The sequence below is a fragment of the Leisingera sp. ANG-Vp genome, assembly GCF_000813725.1.
Taxonomy (GTDB): domain Bacteria; phylum Pseudomonadota; class Alphaproteobacteria; order Rhodobacterales; family Rhodobacteraceae; genus Leisingera.
Window position 1 is genome coordinate 1 of record NZ_JWLD01000050.1, and the last position, 24,030, is coordinate 24,030.

Below are 24,030 nucleotides of genomic sequence, written 5' to 3' on the forward strand. Positions count from 1 at the left end.
GGTGCATCCCGGGCCGCAAGCGGCCCGGGGAAAAGTAAGTAATGTCAGGCATATTGAGCGGCCTCCCGGCCCGCGATGCGGCCGAATACCGTGCCGATGGTCATGCCGAAACCGGCCAGATAGCCCTGGCCCAGGATCGAGCCGGCCATGGTTTCCCCTGCAGCCCAGAGGTTTTCCACCGGCCCATTGGCTCCCTGCACCTGCGCAGTCTCGTCCACCTTGAAGCCGAGGTATGTGAAAGTCACACCGGGCCGCAGCGAATAGCCGTAGAAGGGCGGCTCAGTGATCGGGCGGGCCCAGTTGGTCTTGGGCGGGGTGAGGCCTTCGGTGGCCAGCCCGTCCAGTTCGGTCGGATGGAAAGTGCCAGGGCGGCAGGCTGCGTTGAAATTCCCGATGGTCTCCGAGAGCTTCTGCGGGTCCAGCCCCAGCTTGCCGGCCAGCTCCGGGATCGTGTCCGCGGTGACCGGCGGGAAAACCGAGGGCATGAACAGGTCCTTGGACTTCGAGTCGATGATCGAATAGGCCACCTGCTCGGGTTCAGCGGCCACCAGCCGCCCCCAGATCGCATAGCGCTTGGGCCAGACATCCTCGCCTTCGTTGTAGAAGCGGTCGCCGTCCCTGTTCACCACCACCGAGAACGGCACGCAGTCGAGCCGGGTGACAATGCCGCCGTCGAATTTGGGCGCCCGGCCGTCGATCGCCACCGCATGGCATTGGGTCGGATCACCAATGGACTGCACCCCCTGCCCCAGCAGGTCGAACAGCACATCCCCGCGGTTGTAGGGCGTGCCGCGGATCAGGAAGTTCTCGGCTTCCGGCCCCCAGGCCTCAACCAGCCGTTCGATATTACCCTGGAAGCCGCCGGAGGCCACCACCACCGCGGGCGGGCTGAGGCTGTGGCGCCCGCCACTGTGAGTGAAATCGATCCTTGTGATCCGGTCGCCGTCCAGCTCGATGTGGGTGACCGGTGCCTCATAGAGCACTTCGACCCCCAAGGCCTCGGCGGTGCGGTAATAGGCATTGACCAGCGCCTTGCCGCCGCCAAGGAAGAAGGCGTTGGTGCGGCTCAGCGACAGCGTGCCCGACAGCGAGGGCTGGAACCGCACGCCATGCGCTTCCATCCAGGGCTGGCTTTCCTGGCTGCCTCGGATCGCCATACGTGCCAGATGCTCGTCGGTCTTGCCTTTGGTGACCAGCAGCAGGTCATTGTAATACTCGTCCTCATCATATGTGCCCGTCAGCACCGACAAGGGGCCGTCATGCATGCAGCGGAAGTTGCGGGTGTGGCGCGAGTTGCCGCCGCGGTAGGGTTTGGGCGCGGCCTCCAGCATCAGGACGCGCTTTCCGGCCTCTGCCGCGGTGATCGCAGCGCAAAGGGCGGCATTGCCGCCGCCCACCACAACGATATCGGGATTGCTCATCATCTCGCTTACTTTGGCGCCTTGAACAGGTCCTTGCGAAGGGTCATCAGCGCGCCGGGGTCGATTTTGCCCTGGATGATGGTGGTCTCGCCGCTGACCAATGCGGCCTCCAGCGCCGGGCCCATTTCTCCCGGGCCATCAACCCAGATGCCCTTGCCGCCGCAGAGTTCCGCAAACTTGTCATAGCGCGGCGAGGTGATCTCAGCGCCCAGCAGGCGGCCGCCGTAGAACTCCTGCTGATAGGCTTTCTCGGCGCCCCAGGCCTCATTGTCGAGCACCACGATCACCACTGGCAGCTTGTGCTGAATGGCGGTCTGGATTTCGATCATGGTGTAGCCGACAGCGCCGTCGCCCATCACCGCCACCACCGGGCGCTCCGGTGCGGCAGCCTTGGCGCCGATGGCAGCAGCCAGGCCAAAACCCACAAGGCCGAAGTCCAGCGGCGTGATCAGGCTGAGAGGCTCATAATGGGCCAGCCGGTCAGCGGCCTGCAGGCAGGTGTTGCCTGTGTCGAGCGTGACAATGGCGTTCTCAGGCAGAGCCGCACGGATCTCGCCCAGCGCCCGGCGCGGGTGCATTGGCAGGGTGGCGATCTGTGCTTCTTCTTCGCGTTCTGCAGCGAGGCTTGCCATATCGGCCTTGAAAGCCGCGCGCCATTCGTCTGCTGCAGGTTTCGCGGCCGCCGAGGCCAGCGCCTCGGCGGTCAGCCGGGCATCAGCCTGCACCGCGATCTCGGCGGGGAAGTAGCGGCCCACAGCCGAGCCGTCGATATCCACATGAGCGACGCGGGTGTCCGCGCCGACATAGTCGTTGCTGTGGAAAGTGGAGTTGAAGCCAAGCCGTGCGCCCAGCACCACCATCACATCGGCTTCCTTGGTGAGGCGGCTGGCCACCCGGTTGCCGCGCGGGCCGGCCTGGCCTGCAAACCACGGATGCCCATGGCGCATCACGTCGGCGTGGCCGGTCGAGGCCACCACAGGCACTTCCAGCGTCTCGGCCAGGGCGGTCAGCGCCTCGCGCCCCTTGCCCCATTTGAAACCACCGCCCGCAAAGATCACCGGACGCTCCGCGTTTGAGAGCAGGGTTGCGATGGCGCTGATGTCTTCCGGAGCCGCAGGCCCCGGACGGGCGATGTTCACTGGCTTCGGGTCGATGGCCGGCACCTCGGCGGCAAACAGATCACGCGGCACATGCAGCACTACCGGACCGCGGCGGCCCGAGTTTGCGAGCCGGATCGCATCCTCCAGCATCGGTGCCAGGCGCGACGGATCAGTGACCATGACCGAGCGTTTCGAGATCGGCGCAAACAGGGCAACCTGGTCAACCTCCTGAAACGTGTCCTTGCACTGGTCGGCGCGGGTGATGGCACCGGCAATCACCACCAGCGGCGAATAGGCCAGCTGCGCCTCGGCCACCGCGGTCACGATATTGACCACGCCCGGCCCCGCCTGCGCCCCCAGCACCACGCCGGGCTTGCCGGTCATCCGGGCCCAGGCATCGGCCATATGGCCCGCGGCACGCTCATCCCGGGCGCCGACGTATGAAATGGCGCCGTCCTGGTACATCGCATCGTAAAGCTCCAGCATCGAGCCGCCCAAGAGGCCGAACACAGTGTCGATGCCATTGGCTTTCAGAACGCGGTAGGCGGCCTCGCCTCCGGTGATCATTTGGGTGATCATAGTCATGTCTTAATCCTCGGATCGGGGCCGCAGGTTTTGCGGGTCAAAAACAGCGTCGGGGTGGACGGTCACAGCGAATTCCTGGTTCAGTATCTGCACGGACAGACCTTCACGCGGGGTGCCCTTGCGGACAAACAGCCAGCCCAGCGACTTGCCGACGGTGTAGCCATAGCCGCCAGAAGTGGTCAGACCCACGGGGTTCCCTTCCAGCAAAACCGGTTCGCCGCCGTGGATATCGATGCCGTCGGCGTGAAGTTCTGCGTATAACAGCTCCCAGTCCGGATCGCGGGACTGCAGAGCCTCTTTGCCCAGAAACGTCCGGTCTTCGGTGACAACAAAGCGTTCCAGGCCCACATCCAGCGGCCCCACATCGGTGGTCAGCTCGCCGGAGGCTCGGTAGGCCTTCTCCATCCGCATGCCGTTGAAGGCATATGAGCCAAGATCGGTCAGCCCGTGCTTTTCGCCGGCGGCAAACAGCGCGTCGTAAATCTCGCCAATCTGCTCCAGCGGTGCGTGCAGCTCCCAGCCCAGTTCACCCACAAAGGAAACCCGCAGCGCGTAGCAGGGGATGCCCGCCACAGTGATCTCCCGCCCCGACAGCCAGGGGAACGCCTTGTTTGAGAGATCCGCGTCCGTCAGCTCCGCCATAATCCGGCGCGAGGCCGGGCCGGAGAGCGCCAGCATACCCCAGTCGTGGGTTCGGTTGACCATCTGCACATCTTCGCCGTCGAGGATGTGCGACTTGATCCAGTCGAAATCCGGATTGCAGCGGGCAATCGGCGAGCCGGTGAAATAGCGATCCTCAGCCATGCGCCAGATGGTGATTTCAGTTTCGAAGCGGCCTTTCTCCGTCAGCAGATGATTGAGGCTCATCCGGCCGTCCCTGGCCGGGATCTTGTTGGCCGACAACCGGTCCAGCAGCGCGCCTGCATCCCTGCCGGTGATCTCGAACTGGGCAAAGGCGCAGAGGTCGATGACACCGGCCGCTTCCCGCGTTGCCTTGGCCTCGGCCATGGCGTTGGCGTGCCAGGGCTGGTGGCCCCAGCCGATCTGTTCCTTCTCGCCAACTTCACCGAAATAGCGCGGGCGCTCCCAGCCTGCGACCTCGCCGAACACCGCGCCCTTGGCGGCCAGCCGGTCATAGAGCACGTGGCGGTTCAAGGGACGCAAGGATTCGAACTGCTTGCCGGGGCACGGGGTATCGTGCCGCCGCATGAACTCATCCTTGGTGCGTTCGACAATGAAATCGTCCGTGGAGAAGTTGCCATAGCGGCGCGGGTCCATGCTACGGGTGTTGATCGGGGTTTCGCCGTGCACCATCCAGTCAGCCAGCACCTTGCCCGCGCCGCCGCCCCAGGCCAGGCCGATGGAAGAGCCGCAAGACAGCCAGACATTCGGTGCGCCGGAGGGTCCCACCAGCATGCCGCCATCCGGCGTATGGGTGATCGCGCCGCGCACCACGCGCTTGATGCCGAGTTCCGCCAGTACCGGCATTTTCTCGAATGCCACCAACAGGAAATCACCGATGGAGTCGTAGTCCGCCTCAAACAGCTCATTTTCAGCGGCCCAAGGCGCGCCCTGCGGCATGGTCCAGACGGTGGGGCAGACGTGGCCTTCGTAGATCCCGATGAGGCCGGATTTCTGCTCCTGCCGGATGTAGCCGCCATAAGCGTTGTCGCGCATCACCGGCAGTTCCGGGCGGTCCATGAACTCGGGCACGGTGTCGGTAACCAGATAATGGTGCAGGCAGCTGACCGAAGGGATTTTCAGCCCGAACCATTCGCCCACCTGGTTGGCGTAGGAGCCCGCCGCAATCACCACATGTTCGGCAAGCACATCACCCTTCTCGGTCCTGAGCAGCCACATGTCACCCTTGCGCGAGGCTCCCAGCACCTGGTTACGCCGCTCGATCTTTGCGCCGCGCGCACGGGTGGCGGCGGCCAGCGCCATAGTGACGGAAGACGGGTCGATATGGCCGTCCTCGAATGTCTGCACCGCCGCTTTGACATTGTCCACCTTGTAGAAGGGGTTCACCTTGGCGATCTCTTCCGGGCCAACCAGTTCCATCGGCAGGTCCAGGAGCTTGCCAACGCCCATAATCGACTTCATCCAGTCGACTTCATCATCGGTTGTGGCAATGCGGAAGCCGCCGACCTCATGCCAGCCAATGCTCTGGCCGGTTTCCTTCTCGACCCGCTTGTAGGTCTCGATCGAGGTTTTGTTGATCCAGCCCGCGAGGCGCGAACCCACCGCATGGGCGATCTGGCCCGCCGCGTGCCAGGTGGAGCCGGAAGTAAGCTCGGCCTTTTCAAACAGGATCGTATCGGTCCAGCCGTTCTCGGCCAGCTGGAACTGGGCGGCCACGCCCATGATGCCGCCGCCGATGATGGCGACCTGCGTGGTGCGGGTGGTGTCAGTCATGTGCAAACGCCTCTTTGGCGGGTTTCAGAGACGCCTTGGCGCCGTAGCGGGTGCAGGCGATTTCGACTTCGAAACCGCTCACAACGGTGTCTTTGGCGAGTTGGTCCAGCGGAGCGTCAATCATCGCCAAGGCAACCGAGCACCCGTATTTGTAGCTCCAGGCCGCCGAGGTAATCTGTCCTACAACCTTGCCATCGAGGTAGATCGGCTCGTCATGGATCGGGAGCGCCTCCGGGCCGTCAAACAGGATTGAGACGATCCGGCGCTCAGGCGTGTGCTCCCGCAGCGCTTCCTCGCCCACAAACCCGCTGCCAAAGGCGCAGAAACTGCCCAGGCCTGCCTCCTGCGGCGTGGTGCCGGGGCTCAGTTCATGGCCAAAGGCGCGGAAACCGCTTTCGATCCGCAATGAGCCGCTGGCAAACAGGCCGGCATGGCTGGCCCCTGCCGCCACTAAGGCCTCATAGGCAGCCATCGCCATGTCGGCAGGGATGTAGAGCTCATAGCCCTCTTCGCCGGTGAAGCTAAGGCGCCCCGCCCAGCCGCGGGCCAGGCCGATCTCTACCGGACCGAACTGGAAGCGTTTCAGATCCGGCACCGGGCTGTTCGAGGTCGCCTGCAGCACCTCGCGCGCCTTGGCACCGGCCAGGCCGATGATTGCGTAGCCACTGGTCACATCGGTGAATTCGACCCGGAAACCGCCTTTGGTCTCGCGCATCCGCTTCAAGTCCCGCACCACTTCGCCGGCACCCACGATCATCAGATAGGTGTCCGGCCCGTGCCGCTGAACGGTGATGTCGCTCTCCACCCCGCCCTTGCGGTTCAGGATCTGGGTGTAAGCAATGCGGCCGTCGGAAATGTCCATCTCTGCCGCGCACAGGTGGTTGAGGAAAGCGCAGGCGTCCGGCCCTTGCACCATGATCTTGCCAAAGGCGCTTTGGTCCAGGATGGCGGCACCGTTGCGGCAGGCGTCGACCTCGCGGCCGACCTGTTCGCGCCAGGCAGGCGCACCGAAAGTCAGCGGCAGATGTGCGTCTTCGCCACCGAAATGCACCGCCCGCTCCCAGCCGCCGCGGCTTTCGAACCTTGCGCCTGCGGACACCAGCCCCGCATGAATGGGGGAGCGTCTTTGCCCCCGCGCCGTGTCCATCGAGCGGCCCGGGAACGGGTTGTCGTAATGGCGGCCCAGCACCTCGGGAATGCGGGCCTCCAAAGCGCCCAGCACGTTCATCTCAGGGCTGAAGCGGCGGATGTCGGCCTCGTTCAGCTCCATCGTCGGCTCGCCCGCGATGATCCATTCGGCCATCGCCTTGCCCGCACCGCCGGCCAGCGCGATGCCGGTGGAGTTCATGCCGCCCATCAGGAACAGCCCCGGAACTTCGGGGCTTTCGCCCAGCATGAACTGGCTGTCGAGGGTGAAGCTTTCGGGACCATTCAGCAGCATCCGCACCTCGGCTTTCTCCAGTGCGGGGATACGGCGCAGGGCGTTCTCCATCATCGGCATGAAGTGGTCCCAGTCCTCGTCAAGCAGATCAAACGAGAAATCCTTGGGCAGCCGGTCCAAAGGCAAGCCCTTGGCGTGGGGTTCAAAACAGCCGACCAGCAGGCCCTCGACATCGTCGCGGGCGTATAGGAAGGCATCCTGATCGTTCAGCGTCGGCAGATGGCCCCCCTTGCCCAGCGCCTGTACCTCTTCCAGCGGTTTGGTCAGGATGTAAAAATGCTCGCAGGCGTACAGCGGCATATGGGCGCCTGCCATGGCGGCAACCTCGCGGGACCAGAGGCCGCAGGCGATGACCACCTCATCGGCCTCGATCAGATGCTCGCCTACTTCAACGCCGGAGATCCGCCCGCCCTTCTTCTGCAAGCCGGTGACCGCGGTCTCCTCAAAAATCTGCACGCCCCGCGCCCGCGCGCCCTTGGACAGCGCCAAAGCCACATCCGAAGGGTTTACCCGGCCATCCGCAGGCGACCAGACCGCGCCGATCACATCGTCGGTTTCAATCAGCGGCCACAGCTCTTTGGCGCGGGCCGCATCGACCACTTCGGCCTCCAGCCCGAAGGCGCGGCCCAGCGAGACCTGGCGCTTGATGTTGGTCAGACGGTCCTCATTAGTGGCCAGGGTCAAGGACCCGGTCTGGGTCCAGCCGGTGGCCTGGCCGGTTTCCACCTCCAGCTCGCCATAAAGGTCGATCGAATAGTTGATCAGCTTGGTCAGCGTCGCCGAGGGCCGCAGGCGGCGCACCAACCCGGCGGCGTGCCAGGTGGTGCCGGAGGTCAGTTTCGAACGCTCCAGCACCACGATGTCTTTCCGCCCTTCGCGGGCCAGGTGATAGGCAATGGAACAGCCGATGACGCCGCCGCCGATGATGACAGTGCGGGCGTGGGAGGGGAGGCTCATTGAATTACTCCGTCACGGATGAGCGCAGAAATGGTGCCGCGGAAATGCTCCACGGCCTCGTCGATCAGGCCAGGGGTATGCGGCAGGCCGGTGACGCAGGAAGTGAAGGACATGAAGTCCACCCCGCGCGCCAGCAGCCCGTCGCGCAGGCCTTTGACGATGGCAGGCGGGGTCTTGCGGATCGTGGCCGCGTCCAGCCCGTCAATCGAGGTGCCGCCGAAGTAGAGATGGCAGGTGGAGCTATCGCCATAAGCCAGCGCCCGCACCTCCTGCTCGCGGAACACCGCATTGAAGCCATCGCGCAGCCGCGCGGCCATGGCATCGGCATGGGTCTGAACATCTCCGGTGGAGAGGATCTCCATCGCCTTGATGGCGCCTGCGGCCACCATAGGGGCGGCGTTGAAGGTGCCCTTGTGGCTGACCGGAGGCGACAGCCCGTCGCGGGTTTCACCGGGGCTCAGCAGCTCCATGATTTCGGCCTTGCCAACCACCGCGCCGCCGGGCAAGCCGCCGGTCACGACCTTGGCAAGCGTGGTCAGGTCCGGCACCACGCCATCGCGCGCCTGACGGCCGCCGGGCGACCAGCGCAGGCCGGTAATCACTTCGTCAAAGATCAGCACATGGCCGCTTTGATCTGCCAGCGCCCGGATGCCCTGCAAGAACTCCTCGGGCAGCGGTACTGAGCCGTAATTGGCGCCCGAAGCCTCGACAAACACCGTGCCGATCTGCGGGTCGCTGTCCAGCAGCGCGGCAATGGCCTCCAAATCCGGCGGCGCCACCACGGTCAGGTCGCTGACCGCCTGCGGCACTCCCAGCGAAGGCGCGGTATTGGCGCCCGGCTTGGCGCCTTTGATCAGCATGTCGTGCCAGCCATGGAAATGCCCGTCGATGCGCAGGACCTTGTCGCGCCCTGAATGCGCCCGGCCCAGCCGCAGCGCCAGCATGGTGGATTCAGTGCCGGAGCCAGTGAAGCGGACGCGCTCTGCCGAAGGGAACAGGCGGTTCAGCCACTCCGCCCATTCCACCTCCAGCGGGTGGCAGTCGCCGGTGTAGGGCATCTGCTGCATCTGTGCGGCGACCGCCTCGGCCACTTCGGGATGGGCATGGCCCAGGATCTGGCTGGCGGCGCCCAGCTTGAAGTCGATATAGCGCTTGCCGTCCGCGTCCCATTTCTCGGCCCCTTTGGCGCGGGTGAAATAGACCGGATGCGGGGTCTTGTAACGCAGCTCGTGGCTGACCCCGCCCGGCATGACAAGGCGTGCGCGTTCAGCAAGAGATTGGCTGGTGTTCATGCCCGCTCCTAGTGGTTCAAAACGATGGATTTGATGGCGCAATAGGCGCTGAGGCCGGCAAGCCCCTTCTCACGGCCAATGCCGCTTTCCTTGACGCCGCCGAAGGGGAGGGTGTCGCCGCCTTTGAGAAAGCCGTTCACAAACACCTGCCCCGCCTCCGCCTTGCGGGCAAAGCCTAAGGCCTGAGTGGTATCTGCCGTGTAGATCCCGGCGACGAGGCCGAAGGCTGTGCCGTTTGCCAGCTCCAGGGCCTCCTCGGCAGACTGGCAGGTCTGGGTCACCAGAACCGGGCCAAACACCTCCTGCCGGGCGATCTCGGCATCTGCCGGGACATCGGCAAAAACCGTGGGAGCGTAGAAGTAGCCGTCAGCCAAGCCTTCCGGGCAGGCCATGTGGCCGCCGGTTACGCAATTCAGCCCGTCTTCCTTAGCGCGGTCGACAAACCCTTGCACCCGTTCCAGCTGGGCCGCAGAGATCAACGGCCCCAGGTCCGGGTCGTCCAGGCCGTGGCCGATGGTCATTGCCTTGGCCTTGGCAATCACCTTCTCGATCAGTTTGTCATGCACAGAAGCATCGCAGATCAGCCGGGCGCCCGCGGCACAGACCTGGCCTGCGTTGAAGAAGATCCCGCGCGCCACACCTGCGGCTGCGGCATCCAGATCGGCATCTGCCAGGACAACCACCGGAGATTTGCCGCCGAGTTCCAGCGTGGTGCCAGCAACCGGTTTGGAGGCCGACTGCATGATCTTGCGCCCGGTCGCGGTGGAGCCGGTGAAGGTCACATGCGCCACATCCTTGTGGCTGGCCAGAGCCTCGCCGATGCCGCCTGCGCCGGTTACAACGTTGAACACCCCGGCGGGCAACCCAGCCTCAGACGCCAGCTCAGCGGTCAGAATGGTGGTGAGCGGCGTCAGCTCCGATGGTTTGGCAACTACCGTGGCACCCGCGGCCAAAGCCGGAGCCGCCCCGCGTGCAAGCGTTGAGACCGGGTAGTTCCACGGCAGGATATGCGCCGTGACCCCCACCGGCTCCAGCACAGTAAAGGCCGTCTGGTCCGAACCCAGCGGAATGCTCTCGCCATTCAGCTTGTCGCAAGCCCCGGCATAAAAGCGGAAATAGTCTGCAGCACGGCCCACATCCCGCTTGGCTTGGCTGATGGGCTTGCCTGCGTTCAGGCTCTCAACAGCCGCCAGCCGGTCCGCGTTTTTTTCCAGCAGCTCCGCAAGCCGGAACAGCACCCCGGCCCGGTCTGCCGGAAGTGTATCCGCCCAGCGCGGCAGCGCCGTCTTGGCACTGGCAACCGCTTGCTCCACCTGGCTGGTGTCCGCGTCCGAAACCTCGGCAAAACCCCGTCCCAGCGCCGGGTCAATCAAGCTGCGCGCCGCACCCGATCCTGTCTGTCCCGCGCCATCGATCCAGCAATGCGGTATGTGCTCCAGCTGCCGGGGGTAAAGCGGATGATCCTGCATCACGCCCGCCCAATTTGCTGGCGGCTCAGACAGATGTTGAACCGCTCGCGCAGCTCCAGGTCCTTGTCGTCCGCGATATGGCCAGGGAAATGGCCGGCCAGCAGCTCCCGCGCCTTGTCCTTGGCCACGTCGCCGATCGGGCGCGAGCCCTGCTCCTCCCATTCCCGCGGGGTCTGGCGGTCGCCAAAATGCGGGTAAAAGTAGTCGGATTTCATCCGGCTGAAAGTGTGACGGTGGCCAAGGTAATGCCCCTCGCCGCGGCAAACCTCGGCAATCACCTCGGCGCCGATGTTCTCGGCATTCACCTCCACACCGCGCAGGGTCCGCAGGATGTTGCCGATCATATCGTTGTCAACCACATAGGCCTCCAGCGACACACCCAGCAGGCTCGCCTGCATGCCGCAGGCCTGGGTGATCAGGTTAGACCCTGCGTGCGCCGCCGATGACACCGCAAGGTTCTTCTCGCTGCCGTACTGCGCATCCAGCGTCTTGGAGTCGGTGATGCCGGCAATTGAGGTGACCGGCAGATTATAGAACCGGCCCATTTGCGCTGCTGCCGCCATCAGGATCGCCTGCTCGCCGCCGCCTGCACACATGGAGCCGGTGCGCAGATCGGCAATCAGCGGCTTGGCGCCATAGATTGCCGCCACATTCGGATCGATCAGCCGGGCAAACACAAGGCCCGCAATCGTTTCAGCCACCGCCTGCACCAGCGAGCCCGCGATGGTCGCCGGGCTGGTGGCGCCTGCCTGGCCTGCCGAGATCAGCTGCACCGGAAAGCCTGCCAGCACCGCGGCCTCCAGCGTGTCCAGCGCCTCTTCAGCAAAACGCATCGGCGGCACCACATGGCAGACCATCACCGTGAGGAATGGGCGGGCGCGGAAAGCTTCCTCGGACCCCGCCAGCGCGTAGCACATATCCGCCAGCTGCTGAACGTTCTCAGGCTCTGAGACCGACACGGACACGTGCTTGGAGGTGCCCATCAGGCAGGCATAGGCGGTGTTCAGGTCCATATCCGCCACGTTCTCGATGTCGCGAGCAACCACCGAGCGGCTGAAATGGTGAATGTTTTCCATCGCATCGCAAATGCGCGCGGCATCGTAGAGGTCCTGCAGCGTGCCGTCGCGGTAGCGCCCGTCTTCGATGTCAAACACCCCAGGCGCGCCGCCGCCGGAACTCATGTGGACACGTTTGCCGGACAGTTTCAGATCATGGCGCGGGTCCTGGCCGTAAAGCACCACGTCGCGACGGGCTTCTTCAATAGTCTTCAGCACCAGATCACGCGGGAACAGCAGACGCTTGTCCTCAGTATAGGTGCCGCCTGCCGCGCAGACCTTCTCGATCATCGAAGGCGTTGCCTGGCTCAGCCCCAGCGTTTCCAAAAGCGACAGTACCGCCTCATTGACCTCGGCCTCATCGGCATCGCTCAGCGGCCGGAACCGGCCGCCCTCGATACCGCCCCAGACCGGCGGGTTGTCCTCTGCCGGTGCGCTCTCGGCTTCGATCCGGGCTTCCCTGCCGCGGCGGCGCGATCTTGCAGCCATGATGTTCCCCTGACGGACTTCCTTAGCGAGAAGGTTACGCAGGGGCGGCCCGCGGCACAAAAACAAGTTTCTCTTGCTACTGATGAGTAAAACTCATTTAAATCCAGCATGGCCAATCTCCCTTCCCTCCCAGCCTTGCGTGCCTTTGAAGCCGCTGCCCGCCTCGGCAGCTTCCGCGCCGCGGCGGAGGCGATCAACGTCTCGCCAACTGCTGTCAGCCACCACATCCGCGGGCTGGAGGCCTATCTGAACATCCAGCTGTTCATCCGCGACGGCCGGCAGGTGCACGTGACTGACGAGGGAGCCCGGCTGGCCGACGGGGCATCCAAGGCGTTCCGGATTCTGGAGGCCACAGTGGATTCCGTTGCGCGCTGGCCGGAGAAAACCACTGTCCGCATCGCCCTGGGACCCAGTTTTGCGACCCGCTGGCTGCTGCCGCGCTTTGCTGATTTCTGTTCCGCGTTTCCGGATGTGGAGCTGAAGCTGGTGCAGACTCCGCTGCTGGTGTCGCCGCAGAATGTGGATGCGGATATCTTCATCACCTGGGGAGACGGCCGCTTTCCCGGCATGATCTCGGAGCCGCTGGTCAGCGTCCTGTCAGCACCGGTCGCCAGCCCTGCTTTGCTGGAGCGGCTGGGGCTGCCGCAGACACCTGCAGACCTGAAGCGCTTTCCCCTCATCCACCAGCGCGACACTCTGGGCTGGAATGCCTGGTTCATGGAGGCCGGTGTCAGCCTGAACGGCCCCCTGCCGGGGCCGATCATCGAAGACACCAATGTGGTGCTGCAGGCCGCTGCCGCAGGCCAGGGCATCGTGATGGGATGGATTCCGCTGATCGACACCGATCTGGAAAGCGGGGTCCTGGTGCAGCTGTTCAACACCACTGTCAGCGAAAGCCGCGCCTATTATCTGGTCCGGCCCGAGTCCGGGCTGAATGAAGGGATCACCAGCGAAATCTGCGACTGGCTGCTGGCTCAGGCCTCTCCGGCAGCGGCGGCTTAACCCGGCGGCTCAGGCTTTGGGCAGCACCGGAAAATGCGCCAGCAGCGAGGCCTTTGCTTCCAGCACATGCGCCCGTGTCAGGTCCGCAGCCCGGCGGGCATCACCCTCTTCGCAGGCCGTCAGGATTTCCAGATGCTCCCGCTCGGCCCGCGCCATGCCGTCGCTCATGACCAGCTGCGCCCGGATATAGCGGTCGATCCGGTCCATCGCCCCGCGGGCAGCCTCGCGGTGGAAGCTCAGCGTGCTGGCACTATAAAGCGCACCATGGAATTCCCGGTTCAGGACGCCCCACTCCATCGGGTTTTTGCAACCGGCAAAGGCTTCGCATTTCTGCCGCGCCTGCGCCAGCAGCTCCGGCCCCATCCGCGGCACCGCATCGCGGATGATCTCCGGCTCCAAAAGCGCCCGGAAGTCGAAGATCTCCGCCGCCTCAGCCGCCGACAGCCCGGCCACCACGGCACCCTTGAACCGCTGGGTCTTGACCAGACCGTATTCCTCCAGCCGCGAGATCGCTTCCCGCACCGGAATCCGGCTGGTGCTGAAGCGGCGGGCGATTTCCTCCTGCCGCAGAGGTTCCCCCTCCTCCAGCCGCCCGTCGATGATCGCCTGGCGCAAAGCCTCGAACACGGCAGCCGAGGCCGAGGCCGCTTTGGAGATATCAACCGGATCCAGATTCATTGCGCAGCTCTCCTTTGCCACAGGTCTATTGGAACCTGGCCGGGCAGAAAAGCGGACCGGATAGGAAATTCAGGCAGCCGGCAAAGCGGTCACACTTCCAGCGAGACCCACAGCACCTTGGCGTCTTCCTCGCTGACCGACACGCATCCATGCCCCATGCCGCTGTCATAATAGACAGAATCCCCCGGACCCATGCGCAAAGGCCGGTAGTGCTCGGTGTAGAGGGTCAACTCGCCGCTGAGGACAAACATGAATTCCTCGCCGCGGTGGCGGACCCAATTGTCGAACTCGGTCACATCCCGCGCCTTGATGGTGCTGATGTATGGCACCATGCGCTTGCTGGTCAGTTCGCTGCACAGAAGCTCATGGTCATAGGTCGAGGTTTCCTTGTGCTCGCCCAGGCCGGTGCGGGTGAAGTCCCGCCGCCCGGTCACGCCGCTTTGCCCCGACTGCACAAACAGCTGCGGCGTTTCCAGCTCCAGTGTCTGCATCAGCCGGCGGATAATCTCGAAACTGGGACGGGTCTGATTGTTCTCGATCTTCGACAAAGTAGACCTGCCGATGGCCGCAGCGCGGGCCGCTTCCTCCAGCGTCAGCCCCTTTTCCTTACGGGCGTCGCGAATCATTTTCCCCAGGATTTCGCCGTCCGGAGCCTCCATGGCTTCGGGACCCAGTCCTGTTTCCTCTGAGGGAATTGGTTCCATTTGCGTGAATTCTCCTGTGCTGAAAATAGCTTAGCTTTGATGTATCTGCGGGTCAAAATTTCCATCACAGTACTTTTTGTTTGCAAGAGGGAAAAAGTTTCCTATAGGAGACGAAACGTCGTATACGGCAGCATACGTGCCGGTCCTGGACCGCATTTCGGAGGAGAAACCAAATGAGCGCTTATGATCTGATCGTGATTGGGGCTGGACCGGGCGGTTATGTCGCAGCAATCCGGGCTGCGCAGCTGGGCCTGAAGGTCGCTTGCGTCGAGGGCCGCGGCTCTCTGGGCGGCACCTGCCTCAACGTTGGCTGCATTCCCTCCAAGGCCCTGCTGACCTCCTCGGGCAAATATGCCGAACTCTCCCATCTCTCCTCGCATGGCATTTCGGCCGGGGAGGTCAGCCTGGACCTGGGCGCGCTGATGGCGCGCAAGGACAAGATCGTCGGCGACCTGATCAAAGGCATCGCCTTCCTGTTCAAGAAGAACGGCGTCGACCACATCGAAGGCTGGGCCAGCATTCCGGCGCCCGGCCAGGTGCAGGTGGGCGGTGAAGCCTACACTGCAAAGAACATCCTCATCGCCACCGGTTCGGAACCCGCCACCCTCCCCGGCGTGGAGATCGACGAGGTGGACGTGCTGAGCAGCACCGGTGCGCTGGCTCTTGAAGCCGCGCCAGAGCATCTGGTGGTGATCGGCGCCGGCGTGATCGGGCTTGAACTTGGTCAGGTCTGGTCACGCCTCGGATCCAAGGTGACGGTTGTGGAATACCTCGACCGCATCCTGCCCGGCATCGACGGCGAGATTGCCAAGCTGTCCCAGCGCGCACTCAGCAAACGCGGGCTGAAGTTCCAGCTGGGCCGCGCGCTGAAGACCATTGAAAAGACTGAGACCGGCCTGACACTGACTCTCGACCGGGTCGGCAAGGACAAGGAAGAGCAGATTGAGGCCGACAAGGTGCTGGTCGCCATCGGCCGCCGCCCTGTGACGAAAGGCCTGGGCCTTGAAGAGCTCGGTGTCTCCATCAACGCCCGCGGCTTCATCGAAGTCGACGAAACCTTCCAGACCTCTATCCCCGGCATCTTTGCCATCGGCGACTGCGTGCCCGGCCCGATGCTGGCGCATAAGGCCGAAGAGGACGGCGTGGCTTGCGTGGAAATCATGGCTGGCGAGCACGGCCATGTGGATTACAACACCGTGCCCGGCGTGGTCTACACCGATCCCGAGGTTGCATCGGTCGGTCAGACCGAAGAAGCGCTGAAAGAAGCGGGCACCGACTACATCTCCGGCAAGTTTGCGTTCATGGCCAACTCCCGCGCCCGCTCCACCGGTGAAACCGACGGCGCCGTCAAAGTGCTGGCCACACCCGAGGGCAAGATCCTCGGCGCCCATATCTGCGGCGCGCATGGCGGTGATTTAATTGCAGAATTGGTGCTCGCGATGACAAAAGGTGCTACTATCGAGGAGGTTGCACGGACCTGTCACGCGCACCCTGCAATGGGTGAGGCGGTGAAAGAAGCCTGCCTCGATGCGCTTGGCCGTGCCATCCACGCCTGATCTGGAGGGAGCTGCCAGATGACGATCCAGCTAAGACCCCGCCACCCGGAAAAGGCCCACAAGGCCGACAGCGCCATCCCGCGCAAACCGCGGTGGATCCGCAAGAAGAAGATCGAAAGCGCCGAGTATTATGAAACCCGCAAGCTGATGCGGGAACATGATCTGGCCACCGTCTGCGAAGAGGCCGCCTGCCCCAACATCGGCGAATGCTGGTCCAAACGCCACGCCACCATGATGATCATGGGCGAGGTCTGCACCCGCGGCTGCTCCTTCTGCAACGTGACCACTGGCAAGCCGGACACGCTGGACGCTTTTGAGCCCGGCCGGGTTGCCGCCGCCGTCAAGAAACTGGGACTGCGCCACGTGGTGATCACCTCTGTCGACCGGGACGACCTGGAGGACGGCGGCGCTGAGCACATCGCCCAGACCATCCGCGCCACCCGCCATCAGAACCCCGGCACCACCATTGAGGTGCTGACCCCGGATTTCCTTGGCAAGGGCGCAGCCGCTGATGCGGTATTCGAGGCCGCACCGGACGTTTTCAACCACAACCTGGAAACCGTGCCGCGGCTTTACCCGCGTGTGCGCCCCGGCGCCCGCTACTACACCTCGCTGCGGCTGCTGGACGACGCCAAGCGCGCAAATCCGCAGCTGTTCACGAAATCCGGCATCATGGTCGGCCTGGGCGAGACCCTCGACGATGTGCGCCAGGTGATGGATGACCTGCGCGCCGCACAGGTCGATTTCCTGACCGTGGGCCAGTACCTGCAGCCCACCCCGAAACACCACCCGATCGACCGCTTCTGGTCGCCGGAAGAATTCGAGCAGTTGGAACAAATCGCCCGCGCAAAAGGGTTCCTGCACGTGTCGGCCACCCCGCTGACCCGTTCATCGTTCCACGCGGATGAAGATTTTGCCGCCCTGAAAGAGGCCCGTCAGATGGCCTTGGCAAAGGGCATTCAACCTTAACGCAAGCGGGAGGAGACCCATGGAAGCGTTAAACTCAGCAGTAGGCTGGATAAATGGGATTGTATGGGGGCCGCTGATGCTGGTCCTGATCCTAGGTGTCGGCTTTTTCCTGCAGGTAGGCCTGAAGTTCATGCCGATCCTGAAAATCGGCACAGGCTTCAGCCTGCTGTTCAAAGGCCGTGAAGGCCAGGGCGACGGCCAGATCAGCCCGTTCAACGCGCTGATGACCTCGCTGTCGGCCACCATCGGTACCGGCAACATCGCAGGTGTTGCCACCGCGGTCTTCCTCGGCGGCCCTGGTGCGCTGTTCTGGATGTGGATGACCGCTCTGGTCGGCATGGCCACCAAATACGCCGAAGCCGTCTGCGCGGTGAAATACCGTGAGAAGGACGAGCTGGGCAACTATGTTGGCGGCCCGATGTACTACATCAAAAACGGCCTGGACGCCAAATGGGCCTGGCTGGGCTTTGCCTTTGCCCTGTTCGGTGCAGTTGCGGCCTTCGGCATCGGCAATGGCGTGCAGGCCAACGGTGTGGCACAGGTTCTGGAATCGAACTTCGGCGTCAACACTTCGGTCACCGGCGTAATCCTGATGGTGCTGACCGCAGCTGTTATCCTGGGCGGCATCACCCGCATCGGTGCGGTTGCCGGCAAGCTGGTTCCGTTCATGGCCATCGCCTACATCATCGCAGGCCTGCTGGTTCTGCTGCTGAACCTGGGCAACATCGGCAACGCGCTGTCGCTGGTCTTCACCTATGCCTTCACCCCGTCCGCAGCCGAAGGCGGCTTTGCCGGTGCGGCAGTCTGGGCAGCGATCCGCTTTGGTGTGGCTCGCGGCGTGTTCTCGAACGAAGCGGGCCTGGGCTCTGCTCCCATCGCCCACGCGGCGGCTGAGACCAAAGGTCCGGTCAACCAGGGCCTGATCGCAATGCTGGGCACCTTCATCGACACCATCATCGTGTGCTCGATCACCGGTCTGGCGATCATCTCCTCCGGTGCATGGACCTCCGGTGAATCCGGCGCAGCCCTGACCTCGCTGGCCTTTGAGACCACCCTGCCCGGCATCGGCGGCTCTCTGATCGCAGTTGCCCTGTCGATCTTTGCCTTCACCACCATCCTGGGCTGGTCCTTCTACGGCGAGAAATGCGTCGAGTTCCTGCTGGGTGTGAAGTCGCTGATCCCCTACCGCGTGCTGTGGATCGTGATGATCTACTTCGGCGCCACCGCCGACCTGGGCTTCATCTGGCTGCTGGCGGATACGCTGAACGCGATGATGGCCATCCCGAACCTGATCGCCCTGGCCCTGCTGAGCCCGATCGTCTTCAAACTGACGAAAGAGTTCTTTGCCACCGGCGGCAAATCGGAAGAAGCTGGCACTGCAGCTGAATAACCATCGGCGGGGGGCCGTTCCGGCCCCCCGTTCCTGACCCGAATTCCACATCTCGAGGAGACGGCTGATGGCCACCAAAATTCTGCTTCCGATCGATCACACCGATCAAAACTCGTGGAAGAAAGCGCTGCCCGTCGCGCTGGAGCAGGCCAAGTTCTACAGCGCCGAGCTGCACGCTGTTTCGGTTATTCCCGAGATCGTCCAGCTGCCCAACCTGCCCGCCGGCTACGGCTCCGGCGCCAAGGCCCATGTGCAAAGCGCGGTCGAGGCCATCCTGGCCCAGAACGGTGCCGCGGATGTGCCGGTGCAGATTGCAGAAGGCAGCGTCTACCGCGAGATCCTGAAACTGGCCCACAAAGACGGCTATGACCTGATCATCATGGCCTCCGCCGAAGGCGAGTTCCCGAACTATGAAATCGGCCCGAACCTGGCCCGTGTCGTGCGCAATGCACATTGCACGGTCACGGTTGTCCGCGGCTGAGCCCGCAATCTATCAGAAGGGATATCCGTCATGACCGACGCACCCAAACGCACCCCGCTTTATGACCTGCACGTCGAGCTTGGCGGCAAGATGGTCGACTTCGCCGGCTGGGAAATGCCGGTGCAGTACCCCATGGGCATCATGGGCGAGCACAAGCAGTGCCGCGAGAAAGCCGCGCTGTTTGACGTCTCCCACATGGGCCAGGTGATCCTGCGCGGCGACAACGTGGGCGAGAAACTGGAAACGCTCTGCCCGCAGGCTTATGCCACCCTGAAAGAGGGCAAGGCCCGCTACGGCTTCTTCACCAACGAAGACGGCGGCATCATGGACGACCTGATCGTCTCCAACGCAGGCGACCACTACTTTGTGGTGGTGAACGCAGCACTGCGCCACCAGGACATTCCGCACATGCAGGCGAACCTGGACGGCGTCGAAGTGACCGAGATCTTCGACCGCGCACTGGTTGCTGTGCAAGGCCCCAAGGCTGAGGACGTGGTGGGCGAACTGTGCCCCGCCGCCCGTGAGCTGAAGTTCATGGAAACCGCCATTGCCGAAATCGGCGGTGTCGAGTGCCGCATCTCGCGCCTCGGCTACACCGGTGAAGACGGTTACGAGATCTCGATCCCGGAAGCAGACGCCATCCGCGTGTCCAAACTGTTCCTGGCCCATGACGACTGCGAGCCCGCAGGCCTGGGCGCCCGCGACAGCCTGCGGCTGGAAGCCGGCCTCTGCCTCTATGGCAACGACATCGACCAGTCGACTTCGCCGATCGAGGCCTCGCTGGCCTGGGCCATCCAGAAGCGCCGCAAGGAAGAAGGCGGCTTCCCCGGTGCTGCCCGCGTCCAGAAGGAACTGGCCGAAGGCGCTGCCAAAAAACTGGTCGGCATCAAGCCCGAAGGCCGCGCCCCGGCCCGCCAGGGTGTGGAAATCCAATGCGCAGAAGGCAATACTATTGGCGCGATTACCTCGGGAAGCTTCGGACCGACCGTCGGCGGCCCTGTCGCGATGGGCTATGTCTCGGCAGGCCACGGCGAGCCGGGCGAAAAAGTGAACCTCATCATCCGCGGCAAGGCGCAGCCGGCTGAGATCGTCGCCCTGCCCTTCGTCACCCAGAACTACAAACGCTAAGACATCATCAGGAGAGTCAAAATGGCCACCTATTACTCCGAAGACCACGAGTGGATCACCGTTGAAGGCGACACCGCAACCCTGGGCATTACCCAGCACGCGGCTGACCAGCTGGGCGAAGTTGTCTTCGTCGAGCAGCGCGAAGCCGGCGACGAGTTCGAAAAAGGCGGCGAGATCGGCGTCATCGAGTCGGTGAAAGCAGCGTCCGAAATCTACGCGCCGCTGGACGGCGAAGTGATCGAAGCCAACGAAGCCCTGGCCGACAACCCCGGCGCCCTGAACGAAAGCCCGGAAGGCGACGCCTGGATCTACAAGATCAAGATCTCCGACGCCTCCCAGCTGGACGATCTGATGGATCTGGACGGCTACAAGGCCCTGATCGGCTAAGCACTCTTCCCCGCCGGGACCGCCCGGCGGGGTCCATTGCCCCAGACAAGGACCCATAGACATGGCCTTCAAACTTACCGATTACGAAGCCTATGACTTCGCCAACCGGCGCCACATCGGCCCGTCGCCGACCGAGATGCGCGACATGCTGCAGGTGATCGGCTTCAAAACCCTGGACGAGCTGATCGACGCAACCGTGCCGCCTGCCATCCGCCAGAAAGAGGCGCTGGACTGGGGCCCGGCGATGACCGAACGCGACGCGCTCTTCCACATGAAAGAAGTTGCGTCCAAGAACAAAGTTCTGACCTCGCTGATCGGCCAGGGCTACTACGGCACCACCACCCCGGCGCCGATCCTGCGCAACATCCTGGAAAACCCGGCCTGGTACACCGCCTATACCCCCTATCAGCCGGAAATCTCCCAGGGCCGCCTCGAAGCGCTGCTGAACTACCAGACCATGGTCAGCGACCTGACCGGCCTGGACATCGCCAACGCCTCCCTGCTTGATGAGGCCACCGCTGCTGCCGAAGCCATGTCGATGGCGCACCGCGGCTCGCGCTCCAAGGCGAACAATGCGGCTTTCTTCGTCGACAAGAACTGCCACCCGCAGACCATCGCCGTGATCCAGACCCGCGCCGAGCCCCTGGGCATCGACGTGGTGGTTGCCGATCCCGACGATCTGGACCCGGGCGCAGTCTTCGGCGCGATCTTCCAGTATCCCGGCACCTACGGCCACGTGCGCGATTTCACATCGGAAATCGAAGCCATCCACGAGCACAAGGGCATCGCCGTTGTCGCCGCTGACATCCTGGCGCTGGCGCTGCTGAAGTCGCCCGGCGAGATGGGTGCGGATATTGCCATCGGCTCCACTCAGCGCTTTGGCGTACCGATGGGCTATGGCGGCCCGCACGCGGCCTATATGGCGACCACCGACAAGCTGAAGCGCGCAATGCCCGGCCGTATCATCGGTGTCTCCGTCGACGCCCGCGGCAACAAGGCTTACCGCCTGGCGCTGCAGACCCGCGAACAGCACATCCGCCGCGAAAAAGCCAACTCCAACGTCTGTACCGCTCAGGCGCTGCTGGCTGTCATCGCGTCGATGTATGCGGTCTACCACGGCCCCGACGGCATCAAGGCGATTGCCCAGTCGGTGCACCGCAAGACCTCGCGCCTGGCCGCTGGCCTGGAAGAGCACGGCTTCAAGGTGCAGCCGGAAGTCTTCTTCGACACGCTTACAGTTGAAGTCGGCCCGCTGCAGAAAACCGTCATGGAGGCAGCCGTTGCCCGCGGCGTGAACCTGCGCAAGATCGGCGACAGCCACGTCGGCATCTCGCTGGACGAGCAGACCCGCCCGGAAACCATCGAAGCCGTCTGGGGTGCCTTCGGCATCGATAAGAAAGACGACAGCGTTGCCAACCGCGCCTACCGTCTGCCCGACTATGCGCTGCGTGAAAGCGAGTACCTGACCCACCCGATCTTCCACAAAAACCGGGCCGAGGCAGAGATCACCCGCTACATGCGCCGCCTGGCCGACCGCGACCTGGCGCTGGACCGTGCAATGATCCCGCTCGGCTCCTGCACCATGAAGCTGAACGCGACCATCGAAATGATCCCGGTCACCTGGCCGGAATTCGGCAACCTGCACCCCTTCTGCCCGGAAGACCAGGCGCAGGGCTACCACCAGATGATCGACGATCTGAACGACAAGCTTTGCCAGATCACCGGCTATGACGCGATCTCCCAGCAGCCGAACTCCGGCGCCCAGGGCGAATACGCGGGCCTGCTGACCATCCGCAACTACCACGCGTCGCGCGGCGAAGCGCACCGCAACATCTGCCTGATCCCGACCTCTGCACACGGCACCAACCCGGCGTCGGCGCAGATGGTGGGCTACAAGGTTGTTCCGGTGAAATCGGATGACAGCGGCAACATCGACGTCGCCGACTTCCGCGCCAAGGCTGAGCAGCACAGCGACAACCTCGCGGCTTGCATGATCACCTACCCGTCGACCCACGGCGTGTTCGAGGAAACTGTGCAGGAAGTCTGCCAGATCACTCATGATCACGGCGGTCAGGTCTACATTGACGGCGCCAACATGAACGCCATGGTGGGCCTCGCCCAGCCGGGCAAAATCGGCGGCGACGTCTCGCACCTGAACCTGCACAAGACGTTCTGCATTCCGCATGGCGGCGGCGGCCCCGGCATGGGTCCGATCGGCGTCAAGGCGCACCTGGCTGAGCACCTGCCGGGCCACCCGGAATACGGCACTGCTGTTGGTCCGGTCTCAGCCGCTCCGTTCGGCTCGCCCTCGATCCTGCCGGTTTCCTGGGCCTACTGCCTGCTGATGGGCGGTGCAGGCCTGACTCAGGCGACCAAGGTTGCGATCCTGAACGCCAACTACATCGCGGCACGCCTCAAGGACGGCTACAAGATCCTCTACACCTCGGAAACGGGCCGTGTGGCGCATGAGTGCATCCTGGACACCCGTCCGCTGGCCGATGAAGGCAACGTCACCGTTGACGACATCGCCAAGCGTCTGGTCGACTCGGGCTTCCACGCTCCGACCATGTCCTGGCCGGTGGCAGGCACGCTGATGGTGGAACCGACCGAATCCGAGCCCAAGGATGAGCTGGACCGCTTCTGCGATGCCATGCTGTCAATCCGCTCGGAGGCGCAGGACATCATCGACGGCAAGATCGACGCGGACAATAACCCGCTCAAGCACGCGCCGCACACGGTGCGCGATCTGGTCGGCGAATGGGACCGCCCCTACAGCCGCGAGCAGGCCTGCTTCCCGCCGGGCAACCTCGGCGTCGACAAATACTGGCCGGCCGTGAACCGGGTCGACAACGCCTATGGCGACCGTCACCTGATCTGCACCTGCCCGCCGATGTCGGACTACGAAGAAAACGAAGCCTGATCCTTCAGGCCTCCCGCCCCGCCGGCGCGTCCGGCGGGGCAGCTCTGCAGCCCCGTCCCGACTGCAGCCGCCCGCATGACCCGCTCAGAGGAGAGAATGATGTCCCGTCTCGAACCGCTGACCGTGCCAGCTACCCAGCAATCCGCTGACAGCGCGGCACAAGCCCGCTCTCATGATGTTGAAGTCATCCTGCCGCAAACCGAGCCGCCCGCTTCAGCGCAAATGATCTGCGACGTGTTCCGCGCCGCCAATGACCTGTTTCCCGACAGCGGCTACCGCATCGGCGTGCGCAATCTGGCCTCGACAATGCGCACCGCGCCCGCGGGCTGGAAGCCCCACACCGTGATTTTCCTCGGCGGCATCGCAAGCCGCTGGACCCCCAACGCCGGCGAGAAAGCCAGCCTGCAGCGGATCTGCCGCCAGGCGCAGCGCTGCCTGTTTGCCGGCAGCGCCATCTTCCTGCTGCCCGAAACCGGCCTGCAGGCTGAGTTCGAAACCGCCGTCCATTCCAATTTCACTGCTGCCGCCCAGGAAGAACAGCTCGCCTGCGCGCCCGCCGGCACGCTGACCACCGCCTCGGGCCGCATCAGC

17 protein-coding genes and 1 pseudogene are annotated in these 24,030 nt (G+C 63.9%); 9 read left to right on the plus strand and 9 right to left on the minus strand.

Annotated elements, in window-relative coordinates; genetic code table 11:
- Window positions 1–44: 44 nt before the first annotated feature.
- From tcuA to RA20_RS16715, 7 genes are read right to left on the minus strand one after another with little or no spacing between them, the layout of a single operon-like run.
- Window positions 45–1,421, minus strand: a complete 1,377-nt coding sequence (tcuA, locus tag RA20_RS16685; RefSeq protein ID WP_039131275.1) for an FAD-dependent tricarballylate dehydrogenase TcuA — start codon at window positions 1,419–1,421, stop codon at window positions 45–47.
- Window positions 1,422–1,429: 8 nt separating this feature from the next.
- Window positions 1,430–3,106, minus strand: coding sequence for a thiamine pyrophosphate-binding protein (locus RA20_RS16690; protein WP_039131240.1), 1,677 nt, complete (start codon window positions 3,104–3,106; stop codon window positions 1,430–1,432).
- 3 nt (window positions 3,107–3,109) lie between these two features.
- Window positions 3,110–5,521 carry a GcvT family protein gene (locus RA20_RS16695; protein WP_039131242.1) on the minus strand — a complete coding sequence of 804 codons (2,412 nt, stop codon included), beginning with the start codon at window positions 5,519–5,521 and terminating at the stop codon, window positions 3,110–3,112.
- A complete protein-coding gene (locus tag RA20_RS16700) occupies window positions 5,514–7,919 on the minus strand; it encodes a GcvT family protein (RefSeq protein ID WP_039131244.1) in 2,406 nt (801 codons plus the stop codon). The genes RA20_RS16695 and RA20_RS16700 overlap by 8 nt, the downstream gene beginning before the upstream one ends.
- Window positions 7,916–9,211: an aspartate aminotransferase family protein gene (locus RA20_RS16705; protein ID WP_039131247.1), complete on the minus strand. Its 1,296-nt coding sequence runs from the start codon at window positions 9,209–9,211 to the stop codon at window positions 7,916–7,918. The genes RA20_RS16700 and RA20_RS16705 overlap by 4 nt, the downstream gene beginning before the upstream one ends.
- Before the next feature lie 8 nt (window positions 9,212–9,219).
- Window positions 9,220–10,680, minus strand: a complete 1,461-nt coding sequence (locus RA20_RS16710) for an aldehyde dehydrogenase family protein (RefSeq protein WP_052249037.1) — start codon at window positions 10,678–10,680, stop codon at window positions 9,220–9,222.
- Window positions 10,680–12,224 carry a trimethylamine methyltransferase family protein gene (locus RA20_RS16715; protein ID WP_039131252.1) on the minus strand — a complete coding sequence of 515 codons (1,545 nt, stop codon included), beginning with the start codon at window positions 12,222–12,224 and terminating at the stop codon, window positions 10,680–10,682. The genes RA20_RS16710 and RA20_RS16715 overlap by 1 nt, the downstream gene beginning before the upstream one ends.
- A 108-nt stretch (window positions 12,225–12,332) precedes the next feature.
- Between RA20_RS16715 and RA20_RS16720 the strand changes: the two genes are divergently transcribed.
- Entirely contained in the window at window positions 12,333–13,226 is an 894-nt protein-coding gene (locus RA20_RS16720; protein ID WP_082018038.1) for a LysR substrate-binding domain-containing protein, read from the plus strand.
- 9 nt (window positions 13,227–13,235) lie between these two features.
- On the opposite strand, the gene RA20_RS16725 is transcribed toward RA20_RS16720, so the two are convergent.
- Together RA20_RS16725 and RA20_RS16730 are read right to left on the minus strand one after the other, a co-directional pair.
- The gene (locus RA20_RS16725) at window positions 13,236–13,904 is read right to left on the minus strand and encodes a GntR family transcriptional regulator (protein WP_039131254.1); all 669 of its coding nucleotides are present in this window, start codon (window positions 13,902–13,904) and stop codon (window positions 13,236–13,238) included.
- 89 nt (window positions 13,905–13,993) lie between these two features.
- Window positions 13,994–14,608 (minus strand): helix-turn-helix domain-containing protein, encoded by a 615-nt coding sequence (locus RA20_RS16730; RefSeq protein ID WP_039131256.1) that lies wholly within the window; start codon window positions 14,606–14,608, stop codon window positions 13,994–13,996.
- A 173-nt stretch (window positions 14,609–14,781) separates the two neighbouring features.
- On the opposite strand from RA20_RS16730, the gene lpdA reads away from it, so the two are divergent.
- From lpdA to RA20_RS16770, 8 genes and pseudogenes are all read left to right on the plus strand, one after another.
- Complete coding sequence (lpdA, locus tag RA20_RS16735; RefSeq protein ID WP_039131259.1) at window positions 14,782–16,164, plus strand: dihydrolipoyl dehydrogenase; 1,383 nt, start codon at window positions 14,782–14,784, stop codon at window positions 16,162–16,164.
- Window positions 16,165–16,182: 18 nt separating this feature from the next.
- Window positions 16,183–17,133, plus strand: a complete 951-nt coding sequence (gene lipA, locus RA20_RS16740) for a lipoyl synthase (RefSeq protein ID WP_039131261.1) — start codon at window positions 16,183–16,185, stop codon at window positions 17,131–17,133.
- 19 nt (window positions 17,134–17,152) lie between these two features.
- Window positions 17,153–18,523 (plus strand): alanine/glycine:cation symporter family protein, encoded by a 1,371-nt coding sequence (locus RA20_RS16745; protein WP_039131263.1) that lies wholly within the window; start codon window positions 17,153–17,155, stop codon window positions 18,521–18,523.
- Between the two features lie 67 nt (window positions 18,524–18,590).
- On the plus strand, window positions 18,591–19,004 hold the full coding sequence (locus RA20_RS16750) for a universal stress protein (protein WP_039131266.1): 414 nt from the start codon (window positions 18,591–18,593) through the stop codon (window positions 19,002–19,004).
- Window positions 19,005–19,034: 30 nt separating this feature from the next.
- Entirely contained in the window at window positions 19,035–20,132 is a 1,098-nt protein-coding gene (gene gcvT, locus RA20_RS16755) for a glycine cleavage system aminomethyltransferase GcvT (protein ID WP_039131268.1), read from the plus strand.
- Between the two features lie 21 nt (window positions 20,133–20,153).
- Window positions 20,154–20,519: a glycine cleavage system protein GcvH gene (gcvH, locus tag RA20_RS16760; protein WP_039131271.1), complete on the plus strand. Its 366-nt coding sequence runs from the start codon at window positions 20,154–20,156 to the stop codon at window positions 20,517–20,519.
- Between the two features lie 61 nt (window positions 20,520–20,580).
- Window positions 20,581–23,439 (plus strand): aminomethyl-transferring glycine dehydrogenase, encoded by a 2,859-nt coding sequence (gene gcvP, locus RA20_RS16765; RefSeq protein WP_039131273.1) that lies wholly within the window; start codon window positions 20,581–20,583, stop codon window positions 23,437–23,439.
- A gap of 99 nt (window positions 23,440–23,538) precedes the next feature.
- Window positions 23,539–24,030: pseudogene (locus tag RA20_RS16770) on the plus strand (helix-turn-helix domain-containing protein); the annotation flags it as partial.

Bases quoted from the DNA above. Each gene is read 5' to 3' on its own strand.
- tcuA (WP_039131275.1), bottom strand. From the start codon at position 1,421: ATGAGCAATCCCGATATCGTTGTGGTGGGCGGCGGCAATGCCGCCCTT.
- RA20_RS16690 (WP_039131240.1), bottom strand. From the start codon at position 3,106: ATGACTATGATCACCCAAATGATCACCGGAGGCGAGGCCGCCTACCGC.
- RA20_RS16695 (WP_039131242.1), bottom strand. From the start codon at position 5,521: ATGACTGACACCACCCGCACCACGCAGGTCGCCATCATCGGCGGCGGC.
- RA20_RS16700 (WP_039131244.1), bottom strand. From the start codon at position 7,919: ATGAGCCTCCCCTCCCACGCCCGCACTGTCATCATCGGCGGCGGCGTC.
- RA20_RS16705 (WP_039131247.1), bottom strand. From the start codon at position 9,211: ATGAACACCAGCCAATCTCTTGCTGAACGCGCACGCCTTGTCATGCCG.
- RA20_RS16710 (WP_052249037.1), bottom strand. From the start codon at position 10,680: ATGCAGGATCATCCGCTTTACCCCCGGCAGCTGGAGCACATACCGCAT.
- RA20_RS16715 (WP_039131252.1), bottom strand. From the start codon at position 12,224: ATGGCTGCAAGATCGCGCCGCCGCGGCAGGGAAGCCCGGATCGAAGCC.
- RA20_RS16720 (WP_082018038.1), top strand. From the start codon at position 12,333: ATGGCCAATCTCCCTTCCCTCCCAGCCTTGCGTGCCTTTGAAGCCGCT.
- RA20_RS16725 (WP_039131254.1), bottom strand. From the start codon at position 13,904: ATGAATCTGGATCCGGTTGATATCTCCAAAGCGGCCTCGGCCTCGGCT.
- RA20_RS16730 (WP_039131256.1), bottom strand. From the start codon at position 14,608: ATGGAACCAATTCCCTCAGAGGAAACAGGACTGGGTCCCGAAGCCATG.
- lpdA (WP_039131259.1), top strand. From the start codon at position 14,782: ATGAGCGCTTATGATCTGATCGTGATTGGGGCTGGACCGGGCGGTTAT.
- lipA (WP_039131261.1), top strand. From the start codon at position 16,183: ATGACGATCCAGCTAAGACCCCGCCACCCGGAAAAGGCCCACAAGGCC.
- RA20_RS16745 (WP_039131263.1), top strand. From the start codon at position 17,153: ATGGAAGCGTTAAACTCAGCAGTAGGCTGGATAAATGGGATTGTATGG.
- RA20_RS16750 (WP_039131266.1), top strand. From the start codon at position 18,591: ATGGCCACCAAAATTCTGCTTCCGATCGATCACACCGATCAAAACTCG.
- gcvT (WP_039131268.1), top strand. From the start codon at position 19,035: ATGACCGACGCACCCAAACGCACCCCGCTTTATGACCTGCACGTCGAG.
- gcvH (WP_039131271.1), top strand. From the start codon at position 20,154: ATGGCCACCTATTACTCCGAAGACCACGAGTGGATCACCGTTGAAGGC.
- gcvP (WP_039131273.1), top strand. From the start codon at position 20,581: ATGGCCTTCAAACTTACCGATTACGAAGCCTATGACTTCGCCAACCGG.